At 75.6% G+C, this 12,546-nt stretch carries 8 protein-coding genes; 1 reads left to right on the top strand and 7 read right to left on the bottom strand.

What is annotated here, in order from left to right:
• Positions 1-186 precede the first annotated feature (186 nt).
• The 7 genes from AC07AZ_RS17810 to AC07AZ_RS17780 form a co-directional block, all read right to left on the bottom strand.
• Positions 187-828, bottom strand: coding sequence for a cutinase family protein (locus tag AC07AZ_RS17810; protein ID WP_478848654.1), 642 nt, complete (start codon positions 826-828; stop codon positions 187-189).
• 162 nt (positions 829-990) lie between these two features.
• On the bottom strand, positions 991-2,214 hold the full coding sequence (locus AC07AZ_RS17805) for a PucR family transcriptional regulator (RefSeq protein ID WP_478848652.1): 1,224 nt from the start codon (positions 2,212-2,214) through the stop codon (positions 991-993).
• Between the two features lie 122 nt (positions 2,215-2,336).
• Complete coding sequence (locus AC07AZ_RS17800) at positions 2,337-3,281, bottom strand: alpha/beta hydrolase (protein ID WP_478848650.1); 945 nt, start codon at positions 3,279-3,281, stop codon at positions 2,337-2,339.
• A 20-nt stretch (positions 3,282-3,301) separates the two neighbouring features.
• Positions 3,302-7,351, bottom strand: coding sequence for a beta-ketoacyl synthase N-terminal-like domain-containing protein (locus tag AC07AZ_RS17795; RefSeq protein WP_478848648.1), 4,050 nt, complete (start codon positions 7,349-7,351; stop codon positions 3,302-3,304).
• Positions 7,348-9,111, bottom strand: coding sequence for a fatty acyl-AMP ligase (locus AC07AZ_RS17790; protein WP_478848646.1), 1,764 nt, complete (start codon positions 9,109-9,111; stop codon positions 7,348-7,350). Before AC07AZ_RS17790 ends, AC07AZ_RS17795 begins: the two co-directional genes overlap by 4 nt.
• A 19-nt stretch (positions 9,112-9,130) precedes the next feature.
• Entirely contained in the window at positions 9,131-10,654 is a 1,524-nt protein-coding gene (locus AC07AZ_RS17785) for an acyl-CoA carboxylase subunit beta (RefSeq protein WP_478848644.1), read from the bottom strand.
• 252 nt (positions 10,655-10,906) lie between these two features.
• A complete protein-coding gene (locus AC07AZ_RS17780) occupies positions 10,907-11,839 on the bottom strand; it encodes an ANTAR domain-containing protein (protein WP_478848642.1) in 933 nt (310 codons plus the stop codon).
• 130 nt (positions 11,840-11,969) lie between these two features.
• Between AC07AZ_RS17780 and AC07AZ_RS17775 the strand changes: the two genes are divergently transcribed.
• A complete protein-coding gene (locus AC07AZ_RS17775; RefSeq protein WP_478848640.1) occupies positions 11,970-12,299 on the top strand; it encodes a helix-turn-helix transcriptional regulator in 330 nt (109 codons plus the stop codon).
• Positions 12,300-12,546: the final 247 nt, after the last annotated feature.

The raw sequence follows: 12,546 nt of genomic DNA, 5'->3' as shown, positions 1-12,546 counted from the left end.
TCGAGAGAAGGAGAGGGGGAGACCTTCCCCTCTGACCCGAGGCAACACCACCCCCCCGACCCAACCCCACCCCCGCGCGCCCCCCCCCACCACCTCCCGGCCCCCCGCTCGGTGTGGTGCGTCATGGCGGCCCCGCGCGGAGCCGGGTTCCGTGCGGGGCCGGGTTCCGTGCGGGGCCGCCGCCGCTCAGACCCGCGCCGCGGCGAACGCCGCCGCCGCGTCGGTGTCGGCCGTGTAGCCGAGGTGCGCGAGCACGTCACCCCCGCCGTTCTCGCAGATCGGGTCGCCCTTCGCGCAGAAGTCGAGGGTGCGGCTCTGGTAGGTGCCGGTGACGCTCTTGCCGAGCGCCCTGATGGGGTTGCCGAACAGCAGCACCGCGGCGACCCTCGGTTCGACCGAGGCGGGCAGCGTGGCCACGATGGGGCTGCCGACCACCGCCCCCGCGCTGCTGACGCCGAGCGAGTTGTCGACGACGTTCGCGCCCTGCGAATAGCCCACGAGCACAAAGCGCTGATTCGGGCACGACGCCGCCTGCGCTTTCACGTGGTTCACCAGGTCCGCGTTTCCCTGGGCGGCCGAGGTGAGGGAAAGGTCCGCGGGATAGTTCACCCGGTAGCCCGACAGGCTTTTGCCCGGGATCCTCTTCTTCAGCGCGGACAGCGCCGGGTCGCCGACGATCGCGCCGAGGGTGCCCGGCTCGAAGGTGCCGCGAGCCGCCACCACGTCGAGGTCCGAGCAGGTGGAGGCCGTTGCCGTGGGCGCGGAGAGGGTGGCGAGCCCGGCTCCGCCGGCCAGCGAGAGGGCGGCGAGGAACAGACGGATACGCATGGGGATCCTTTGCGGGTGCGGCGCGAGCGGCGCCTGGGGAAAAGGACGGTCCCGAACGTATTCGCGTGTCCCGGCCGGGCGTTATGGACGGGAATTCAGAAATCCGGCGCTTTTTTGTTCCGTGGTGAGTGCCGGTGAAGACGCCGGCATTCCCGGAATTGCCTACGCTGTGCCCTGCTCCCGCAACGCGGCGGCGCGCAGGGACAGGATGAGGTCCAGCCGGGTGCCGGGGTCGTGCAGCGCGTCGCCGAACAGCTTCTCCAGCTGGCGCAGGCGGTAGCGGACCGTCTGCGGATGGACGTGGAGCCGGGCCGCGACGTCGGGCACGTTGCTGCCGCTGAGCAGCCAGGCCAGCAGCGTCTCGGAGAGCCGGGCACGCTGACCCTCCGAGGCCGCGTCGAGCGGCGCGAGGGCCCGCTCCTCCAGCCGGGCGAGCAGCGGCTCGTCACTGTGCAGCAGCAGGACCGACAGGTGGTCGGCGCACCGGACAACGCCCTGGCGGGGCAGGACGCCGCGGCCCATCAGCCCCAGGGCCCGCGTCGCCCAGCGCAGCGACCGTGCGGCGTCGGTGAGCGGGACGGTGGGGCCGACCGCGGCCGGGCGGCCGCGCAGCGCGAGCGTGAAGGACCGGCCGCCGAAGCGGCCGGAACCGTCCGGATCGGGCACCAGCATGCGCGGCGGCCGGGACTCCATGTCCACCAGGGCGCCCGCCGCCGCCAGCGGCCGGTCCTCGCCCCGCTCGTCGGGGCCCGCCGCGAGCGCGATCACGGCGACCTGCCGGGGCACCGACCACCGGGCGCCGTGGGCCAGGTCCTGCACGGCCTCCGGCGAGACCGCCCCCTCGCCCAGGAGCAGGTCCAGCAGACGCCTGCGGCGCCGCTCCAGTTCGTCCGTGTCCCGCAGCCGCGCCTCCGCGTACCCGGCCGCGGCCGCCTCCGCGACCTCGTGCACGGTCCGGAACGCGAGCTCGCCGAGCGCGGTCACCGCAGCGGAGTCCAGCCCGAGGTCCTCCGCGGTGCGGCCCATCAGCCGCCACGCGTGCAGGCCGCCGACGCGCAGCGCCGACTGCAACGCGTCGAGACTGCGGCCCTCCAGGGCCTCGCCACGCCCGAGCGCGTGATAGGTCGCGGCGATCGCCTCGCCCCGGCCGCGCGGGTCGGCGATGTGGTCCACGAACAGCGTCAGCGCCTGCACCACGCCGGACCTGAGGTGGCGGCCGTAGACGTCGTCGGGCCGGCCGTACTCGGGGACCTGTCTGCGGACCTCCTCCTCCACCTCGTCGGCCACGGCCTCCAGTTGGGCGCGCAGCAGGCCGGCCAGCTCGGGCGGGACCACCGGTGCGGGTCCGGATCCGTCCGGCAGGCCCTGCGGGGTGGGGACAGCCATCGTGGACACTCCTTTCACCCGGAGGCGGCTCACCCGCGGAAGATCTCCCGTGGTGCGGGGGAGGCGTCCGGGATTGGACGGACGTCCCCTGCGCTCCGTTCCGTGCCCCGGCGGCACCGCCGTCACTCCGGCAGGCCCAGCGCACCGGCGAGCATCGGCCAGGACGCGGTGAACTCCCGCTTCCAGTACGCCCAGCTGTGTCCGCCTCCCGCGTAGAAGTGGGTGGTGACGGGGATGCGCAGCAGTGCGAGGGTGTCGGCGAAGCTGTGGGCGGACAGCCACAGGGCGCTCTCCAGCGCCTCGGGCAGCCAGTCACCGGTGCCGCCGGCGACGCCGCTGCCGCCGGAGACGTACAGGGGCGTGCCGCGCAGTCCCTGGGCGCGGGCGCGCGGGTTGAAGTCCCGCCAGGTGAGCAGGTCGAGCAGCGGGCTTCCCCACAGGGAGCGGGGCGGGAGGTTCTCGCGGGCCACGATGGCGTCCACCAGGGCGGGCACGCCGGGCGCGGTGGTGTCGAGGATGCCGCTGTAGGAGGCGGCGGCGGTGAACAGGCCGGGGTGGCGGGCGGCGTGTGCCATCGCTCCGTAGCCGCCGGTGGACACCCCGGCCACGGCCCGCACGCCGGAGGCCCGGAAGTCGCGGGCGAGCAGGGCCGGGACCTCGGTGAGCTGGAAGGTCTCGTAGTCGGGTCCGCCGCGCCAGGCGCTGGGGATGCCGGTGGGGCCCGCGTCGGGCATCGCCACGATCAGGCCGCGGCCCTCGGTGAAGGACTCGATGTCGGTCTCGCGGGTCCAGGAGGTGTAGTCGTCGTGGGCGCCGTGCAGCAGGTACAGCACGGGGTAGGTCCGCGTGGGCCGCTCGCCGAAGTCCGACGGCAGGATCAGCCGTACCGGCGCGCCCCGGCCCAGGGCGGTGGAGGGCACGGTGACGTCGAGGGTGCGGGGGCCGGGAAGGGCCGCGGCCCGGGCGCGGCCGGCCGTGGCCGAGGCCCCGAAGGCGAGGGCGAGGCCCGCGGCGGCGGCCGCCCTGGTGACGGTGCGTCGGGACACTCCCGCGGTTCGGTGGGACATGGCGGCTCCTCGGGTCCGGTTCAGCGGGTCTGCTCGGCGAGCGCCCGCCGCAGATGGGCGGCGATCGTGTCGACGTGCGGCGGGTCGAGCAGCGAGAGGTGGTGGCCCGGCACCGGCACCACCTCGAGGCGGGGGCACACCTCGTCCCAGCCGAGCGCGTCGTCGTCGCGCTCGTACGCCGGGTCGCGCACGGAGTGCGGGGCCGCCGCGGTGGCCCGGTACAGGACCACCCGGCCGTCGTGGCGGCCCGGCCGGTGGGCCTCCCCGATCCTCAGGTCGAGGTAGGAGGCGCGCTGGTGGGCGAGTGCGGCGGGCGGCACGTCCGCCCGCTCGCGCAGCATCCGCAGGACGGTGTCGACGCGTTCCCGGTCGTCGTCCAGCGCGACCAGGTCGGCGTACGGCAGGTCCAGGGGCACGCCGTAGGTCTCGTGGACGTGGCGGGCGAAGCCCGTCAGCTGGTCCCGGATCCGGTCGGCGGGTGTCAGGCCGGCCCGGGGGAGGGGCCGTACGGAGTCGATGAGCGCGACCAGGTCCACGGTCCGTCCGGCGGCGGTGAGGTGACGCGCGGTCTCCTGGGCGACGAAGCCGCCGAAGGACCACCCGCCGATCAGACAGGGGCCGTCGGGGTGGGCGGCGGCCACCGCCCGCGCGTAGCGGCGGGCCTTGTCGGGTACGGTCCGGGCCTCTTCCAGCCGGTCCAGTCCGTACACGGGCCGGTCGTCCCCGAGGCGTTCGGCGAGGTTCCGGTAGACGTCGGTCGTTCCGCCCGCCGCGTGCACCAGGAACAGCGGGGCGCCGGAGCCGGTGGCCCGCAGGAGGCGCGGGACGGCCGGCTCCCCGTCGGCCGGCCGGGACGAGAGGGCCTCCTGGACGCGGTCGGCCACCGCCCCGACGCTGGCGGCGCCGAGCAGGTCCCGCAGGGGCAGTTCGACGCCGAACTCGCCCTCCACGGCCGTACGGACACGGACGGCCATCAGGGAGTCCAGGCCGAGGTCGGCGAGCGCGGTCGCGGGAGTCACCCGGGCCGGCGGGTGGCCGGTGACGGCGGCGATGTGGTGAGCGAGACGGGCGGCGACCGAGGGGCCGGCGGCGACCGAGGCGGGGCCGGCGGCGACCGAGGCGGGGCCGGCGGCTCCGGGCGCGGTGTGGGCGGCGGACGGTTCCGTCCCGAAGCGCGCGGCGCGCGGGGTGGCCGTCCGGCCGTCGGTCCACCAGTGCCGGACGTGCCTCCAGCGCGGCGCGGGCAGGTCGATGACCCGGCCGGGCGGCAGCGGCAGCCGGGCGCCGGCCGCGTACAGCGTGCCCAGCCGGGTGGCGAACGCGGCGGAGTCGTCCCCGTCGCGGCGCAGCGTGCCGACGACGAGGGCACCGGGCACGGTGTCGGTGACGGCCCGCGCCAGGACCGGGTGGGGGGAGATCTCGACGAACACGGTGTGGCCGTCGGCCGCGGCCGAGGCGAGGGCCCGGTCCAGGCGCACGGGCCGGCGCAGGTTCGCGGCCCAGTGGGCGGCGTCGAACGCGCTGTCGCCGCGCGGGTCGTCGAGGACGGTGGAGTAGACGGGCACGCGCGGGCGTCCGCCCCGGACCTCGGACAGGGCGCCGGCCAGCTCCGGCAGCAGCGCGTCGACCTGGGGCGAGTGCCCGGCGCCGGCCACCCGCATGGCCCGGGCCGCCCGGCCGCGCCCGGTCAGCCGGTCGACCAGCCGGGTCACCTCCGCTTCGGCGCCGGTGACGACCTTCTGCCTCGGCGAGGAGTGCACGGCGACATGGACCTCGGGGAACTCGCGGCGCAGCGCGTCGAGTTCGTCGTCCTCCAGGTCGACGACGGCCATCGCCCCGCCGCGCAGACCGCTCAGCAGCCGCGCGCGTACGGCGATGACCCGGGCCGCGTCCGACACGTCGAGGGCGCCCGCGCACACGGCCGCGGCCACCTCGCCCATGGAGTGGCCGATCACGGCGGCCGGTTCGACGCCGTGGGAGCGCCACAGTTCGGCGAGGGCGACCTGGATGCCGAACAGGACGGGCTGCGCCACCTCCAGCCGGTCGACACCGGCCCCCGAGGCGAGGTGCTCGTACAGCGACAGCCCGCATTCCGGGGCGAGCCGGGCGTCGAGTTTCTCCACGGCGGCGGCGAAAGCGGGTTCCTCGGCCAGCAGCCGGCGCCCCATGCCGGGCCACTGGGTGCCGTAGCCGGAGAAGACCCACACCGGCCCGCGGCCGATCCGGTCGCGGTCGCCGGTGGCGACCCGCGGGTGGGGCCGGCCGTCGGCGAGCGCGCCGAGCGCGTCGGTGAGCTCGGCCCGGTCGCGGGCGGTGACGGCGGCGCGCACGGGCCCGCGGCCGGTGCGCCCGGCGAGGGTACGGGCCACGTCGGCGCCGGAGGCGGCGCTCCCGGCGGGGGTGCGGAGATGCTCGGCGAGCCGGGCCGCGGTGTCCCGGACGCGTTCGGCGTCGAGGTCGGACAGGAGGTGGAGGCGGGCGGTGGGCCCGTCGGGCGGGGCCGGCAGGAGCGCGCCGGGACGCCATTCCTCCAGCACCGCGTGGGCGTTGGTGCCGCCGAATCCGAAACCGGAGACCCCGGCGGTGGCCGTGCCGCCGTAGCGGGGCCAGGGTTCGGGTTCGGTGGTCACCCGCAGCGGCAGGTCGCCGAGGATGCTGCCGTCGGCGCAGTGCAGGGAGGGCGGGATGCGGTCGTGGTGGAGCGCGAGGACCGTCTTGACCAGGCCCGCGATGCCCGCGGCGGCCTCCAGGTGGCCGAGGTTGCCCTTGGCGGAGCCCAGCAGCAGCGGCTGGTCCGGGTCGCGCGCGAGGCCGAGGACCGCGTCGAGCGCGCCGGCCTCGATGGGATCGCCGAGCGGGGTGCCGGTGCCGTGTGCCTCGACGTAGTCGATGCGGGACGGGGCGAGCCGGGCGCGCGCGTACACCCGCTCCAGAAGGGCCCGTTGCGCGGCGGGGTTGGGCGCCATGAGGCCGCCGGAACGGCCGTCGGAGTTGACGGCGGTGGCGCGGACGACGGCCAGGACGCGGTCGCCGTCCCGTTCGGCGTCGGAGAGCCGTTTCAGGACGACGGCCGCGCACCCCTCGCCCCGCCCGATGCCGTCGGCCGCGGTCGAGAACGGCTTGCACCGGCCGTCCGGCGCGAGGGCGCCCGCCCGCCGGAACGCGACGGAGACGGCCGGCGACAGCAGCAGGTTGACGCCGGCGGCGATCGCCGTGTCGCTCTCTCCCGTGCGCAGGCTGACACAGGCGTGGTGCACGGCGACCAGCGAGGAGGAGCAGGCGGTGTCGACGGCCATGCTGGGGCCGCGGGTGTCCAGGACGTACGACAGCCGGCCGGCGGCGACGCTCGGTGCGGCTCCGGCGGGCGCCCAGGGGTCGACCGCGGCCGGGTCGGCGCCGGTGAGCTGCCCGTACTCGGCGGCCGAGATGCCGACGAACACGCCGGTGGCCGTGCCGGCGAGGGAGGGGACCGGCAGGGCGGCGTGGGCGAGGGCCTCGTGGACGACCTCCAGGAGCAGGCGCTGCTGCGGGTCCATCACGGCGGCCTCGCGCGGCGGGATGCGGAAGAAGTCCGCGTCGAACCCGGCGATGTCGTCGAGGTAGCCGCCGTGGGAGGGGGTCTCGGCGGGCGGGAAGGCGGTGAAGTCGCGCCAGCGGTCCCCGGGGACGCGCCCGATCGCGTCGACCCCCTCGCTCAGCAGCCGCCAGAAGGCGTCCGGGCCGTGCGCACCGCCGGGCAGCCGGCAGCCGATCCCGACGACCGCGACCGGCTCACCGGACGGCCCCGACGCGGGCGGAGGCCCGGCCGCCGGTGGAGCGGCCGTCCGCGGCGCCCGGCACAGGCGGTCCACCAGGGCCTCGCCGGTGGGCGACTCCCACAGCAGGGTGGAGGGCAGTTCGCGGCCGGTCACCCGGGAGAGCTCCCCGGCGAGCGCGACCGCGTCCCGCGACGACATGCCGAGGTCCGCCAGCGGGTGGTCCATGGGGACGTCCTCGGCGGCCGTGCCGCTCCAGCCGGCGACGCGCTCGGCGATCAGGCGCCGCAGGGCGCCCTCGTCGGCGGGCCTCACCCGGTGTTCCCCGGCGCGCCGCCGGCCGTGGCGGTGTAGGCACCGTCCAGGTAACGGGCGCGGGTCAGGGTCCGTGACACCTTGCCGCTTGAGGTGCGGGGTACGGTGCCCGGGGGCACCAGGACGACGTCCGCCAGCCGCAGTCCGTGCCGCACGGAGACGGCCGCGCGCACCGCGCGGACGAGGGCGGGGACGTCGATCGTGCCGAGATCCGTGGTGCGCGGGTGCTCGGCGACGACGACCACCCGCTCGCCCGCCTCGCCGGATGTCGCGAACGCGGCCAGCCGGTCGCGGCGCACCGCCGGATGCGCGTCCTGGACCGTGCCCTCGACGTCCTGCGGGTAGTGGTTGCGGCCGTCGACGACGATGAGGTCCTTGAGCCGGCCGGTGACCAGCAGCTGTCCGTCCAGCATCGTGCCCAGGTCGCCGGTGCGCAGCCAGCGGCCCGTGCCGGGTGGCCCGTCGTCGGGTCCGGTGCCGAAGACCTCGCGGGTGGCGGCCTCCTGGTTCCGGTAGCCGCGGCCGACGTTGGGGCCCTGCACGCGGATCTCGCCGACCTCGCCCTCGGGCAGTTCGGCGCCGGTCGCCGGGTCGGCGACGCGGACCCGCTGGCCGGCCGGCGTGCCGCAGCCCGCCAGCAGGACGGCCCGGGGGTCGTCCGGCCGCGCGGGCAGGGCCTTCCCGGCGGCGAGGGCGTCACGGTCGAGGGCGAAGCGGCGCAGCGGTTCACCGGGCCGGGCGGCGCTGACGAACACGGTCGCCTCGGCGAGCCCGTACGACGGGCAGTGCGTGTCCGGGGCGAGGCCCTGCGCGGCGAACGCGGCGTGGAAGCGGTCGGCCGTGCCCGGGCGCACCGGTTCGCTGCCGTTGATCAGCGCGGCGACGCCGTCGAGCCGCAGGTCCGCCCGCTGTGCGTCGGTGACGGCCGAGGCGCAGTAGTCGTAGGCGAAGTTGGGCGCGGCGCTCAGTGCGTGCGGATGCGCGCCGAGCAGCCGCAGCCAGCGCGCGGGCTCGTGGAGGAAGGCGGCCGGGTCCATGAGCACCGACAGCAGGCCGCGTACGACGGGGGCGGCGACGCTCAGCACGAGTCCCATGTCGTGGTAGAGCGGCAGCCAGCCCACGCAGGTCACGGGGAGGGTGTCGGCGCCGTAGGCGGCGAGCGCCTGGCGGGCGTTGGCGACGACGTTGGCATGGGTGATCTCCACGCCCGCGGGGGTGCGGGTCGAGCCGGAGGTGTACTGGAGGTAGGCGGTGCCGTCGCCGTCCACCGCGGCCGGCACCAGGTCGGCGGCGGCGGAGTCCGGCACCCGGTCGGCGGCGACGATCCGCACCGGCTCCCGCGCGGGCAGGGACCGCACCTCGTCCAGGTGGCGGTCGGTGGTCACGACGGCCGCCGGACGCGCGTCGGCGAGGACCGCCGTGAGCCGGTCGCCGTGACCGGGCAGCCCCGGCGGATACAGCGGTACGGCGACCAGGCCGGCGGTGAGCGCCGCCAGGAACGCGGTGACGTACTCCGTGCCCTGCGGACACAGCAGCGCGACGCGCTCCCCGGGCCCGGCCTCCTCGGCCAGCCGGGCGGCGAGCGCCCGCACCCGCAGGTCCAGGCGCCGCCAGGTCAGGGTGCGGTGGACGCCCCGCGAGTGCGGGGCGGGATGGTCGACGAACGTGAACGCCCGCCGGTCGGGGGCGGTTTCGGCCCAGTGCCGCACGTACTCCGGCAGGGTCCGGCACGCGGGCGCGAGCGGGCGGCGGCTGTCCATCGGGCGGGACTCCTTCGGGTCAGAGCGGGATGTTGCCGTGCCGGCGCTGGGGCATCGGCGCGCGTTTGCCGCGCAGCGCGCGCAGCGCGCGGCAGACGCGGGCGCGGGTCTCCCGCGGGGCGATGACGTCGTCGACGTATCCGCGCTCGGCGGCGGGATAGGGCGTGCCGTGGGTGCTCTCGTAGGCGGCGACCAGGCGGGCGCGCAGCGCGTCGGGGTCCTCGGCGGCGGCCAGTTCACGCCGGTGCAGCACGCCGACGGCACCCTCGGCCCCCATCACGGCGATGCGGGCGCTGGGCCAGGCCAGGTTGATGTCCGCGCCCAGGTGTTTGGAGCCCATCACGGCGTACCCGCCGCCGTACGCCTTGCGCACCACGACGGTGACCTTGGGGACGGTCGCCTCCGCGTAGGCGTACAGCAGTTTGGCGCCGCGCCGGATGATGCCGGCCTGCTCCTGGCGGATCCCCGAGAGGTAGCCGGGCACGTCGGCGAAGGTCAGCAGCGGGATGCCGAACGCGTCGCAGAACCGCACGAAACGCGCGGCCTTCTCGGAGGCGTCGATGTCGAGGACCCCGGCGGCGTGCAGCGGCTGGTTGGCGACGACACCCACCGAGCAGCCCTCCACGCGGGCCAGGGCGCAGATGATGTTCGGTGCGAACAACTCCTGCACATAGAGCAGTTCGCCGTCGTCGACGACGGCCCGCAGGACGTCCCGCATGTCGTAGCCCTGCCCCGGCCGGTCCGGTACGACGGTGTCGAGCGGCTCCCCGGCGGGCTCGCGCGCCGGGGCGTACTCCGGGGGCCGCTCCAGGTTGTTGGCGGGCAGGAACGACAGCAGTTCGCGTACGGCGTCGAGGGCGTCCTCCTCGTCGGCGGCGAGGAAGTGGGCGTTGCCGTTGACCGTGTTGCTGGTGCGCGCGCCGCCCAGGTCCTCGGCGGTGGTCCGCTCACCGGTGACCGCCTCGATGACGTCGGGGCCGGTGACGAACATGTGCGAGGTGCCGTCCACCATCACCGTGAAGTCGGTGATGGCCGGCGAGTAGGCGGCCCCGCCGGCGCACGGCCCGAGGACCACCGAGATCTGCGGGATCACCCCGGACGCCTGCACGTTGCGGCGCACCAGTTCGGCGTAGAGCGCGAGGGAGGCGACGCCCTCCTGGATGCGGGCACCGCCGGAGTCGTTGAGCCCGACGACCGGGCAGCCGGTCTTCAGCGCCAGGTCCATGAGGGCGAGCGTCTTCTCGCCGAACGCCTCGCCCATGCTGCCGCCGAAGACCGTGGCGTCCTGGGCGAAGACGCACACCGGGCGGCCGTCGACCGTGCCGTGTCCGGTGACCACGCCGTCGCCGTAGGGGCGGTGGGAGCCGGTCGTGCCGGGCCGGGCCCGGACGAACATCCCGGTCTCGGTGAACGAGCCGTCGTCCAGCAGCCGTTCGATGCGTTCCCGGGCCCCGAACGCCCCGCGTCTGCCCGGCCGGCCGGGGGTGACCGCCCGCGTCCGGCGGAGTTCGAGGTCCGCGATGCGGTCCTGGGTCCGGTCCACGTGCTGTCTGCCGACGTGGTCGGTGGTGAGTCCGGGCCCGTGGGGTGCCGGCCGCCTTGCCCCGGACGTTGTCGCCTCTGTCGTCACAGCCACCTCCGAAGGGGGGCTCCGAATATGGCAGTGACGGGGGGACGCGCCGAGAGGATCCCTGTTCTGTGTGCGGGAGATGAGTCCTGTGGGGCGGGCGTTCGTGCCGGCGTGACAAGGGATGCGGCAGAAGCGGTACGGCGGGGGCCGCGCGGCGCCCGCTCCTCATTCCCGGGAGCGCGTCTCCTGGGGCACGAGGCCGGGCGCGGGGGCCGGAGGGGAGTCCGCCGCGAGGCCGGCCGCGGGGTCCGGCGGGAAGTCCGGTACCGGATCAGGTGCCGGGTCGCGCGGGAAGTCCGGTGCCGCGTCGGGTGTGAGGTCGGGGGCGGCGGCGTCCCGGGTGGCCAGGTGATCGGCATCGGGGAGGGCGGCCGCCCGGGCGACCGCGGCGGCGAGCTCCCGCTGGACCGCGCCCGCGAGCGGTGGCCCCTTCACGGCGCCGACCAGGTCACCGGCCAGGGTGTGCAGCTTGGTGTTGGTGTTCTGGGAGGCCATGACGAGCGCGGTCAGCGCTTCGTCCGGGTCGAGGCCGAAGGTGGCCATGAGCAGGCCCCGGGCCAGGTCGATCGTGGGCCGGGTCCGCATCGCCCGCCGCAGCTGCGCCACCTCGACGCGCAGCTCGTCGTCGGTGGCCCGCGATGGGCCGGGCGCCCGGGCGGCCGAGGCGGCGTCGGGCTTCCGGCCGGTGCCCTCCTCCTCGGCGGGGCTGAACAGGGAGCGCACCTCGGTCAGGTGGAGCACCCGCTCGACGGCGGGCCCGGCGGCCCGGACGACGACCGTCTTGGACTCGGCCAGCGCCTGCCGGCGGACGCTCAGCAGGACGTTGAGGGCGGAGCAGTCGCAGAACGCGACGTCGCTCAGGTCCAGGTCGATGCCCCGGGCCGAACGGGAGAGCGCGGAGCGCAGACAGCGGACCAGTCTCTGGCCGACCCCGAGATCGAGTTCACCGCGGATGGTGACGAGCACCCGCTCGCCGTCGGGGCGCGTGTCGATGACCGGCCCACGGGGCGGCGACGGCTCGGGACCGTAGGCCGCCGACCCCGTGCGCGTGGTCGCGTCCCGGGTCTCGGGCTGCTTCGAGTGCGCCGGCTCCGGCATGGCGGTCTCTCCCAGAAGTGTTCGTCCTCTCCACTTCACACTCACCCCAGTACGCCGAACACGTCAACAGATACATGAAAAAAGATTCGTGTTTTTGTCAACGTGAAACCTTGGTCGTAAGATTCGCCCCATGGATGGAGTGCTCGAGCCGCACAACGGATGGACGTTCATCACCAATCACGCCCGCGTGCTGGCCGCCATCGCGGACGACCGGTCCGCGCGTATTCGTGACATCGCCGCCCACTGCCGGCTGACGGAGCGTGCGGTCCAGAAGATTATTTCCGACCTGGAGCAGGGCGGCTACCTGTCGCACACCCGGGAGGGGCGCGGCAACATCTACCGGATCGAGGCGGGCAAGGTGCTGCGCCACCCGGCCGAGGCCGGACTCAGTGTGGCCGCCCTGCTCTCCCTGCTCGTCCAGGACGAGGCCCACCGCGCCGGTGGGCCCGCCCGCGGCTGAGGGTCGACCCCGGGACCGGCGCCCCGCACGGTGCGCCCGGACTGGTCCCCTCGCGCGCTGGTCGCGCCACCGTCCCGGCTCGCCGGGTCCGCCTTCGAAACATTCGGTAGATCGAGCGACAGTTGAGGGAAAAGTAGGGGCGCACGAGCGGCACGGCAAGGGGTGCGACACCCGCAGGGCGCCCCTGCGGCCTTCTTGAGCCATCTGTGACGGACCGCTGTGGGTTCCGTTGACGCTGACGGGCGCC

The sequence above is a fragment of the Streptomyces sp. NPDC043878 genome, assembly GCF_056435735.1.
Note: the sequence above shows the minus strand (reverse complement) of the source record. Positions and strands in the feature narration are given on the sequence as shown.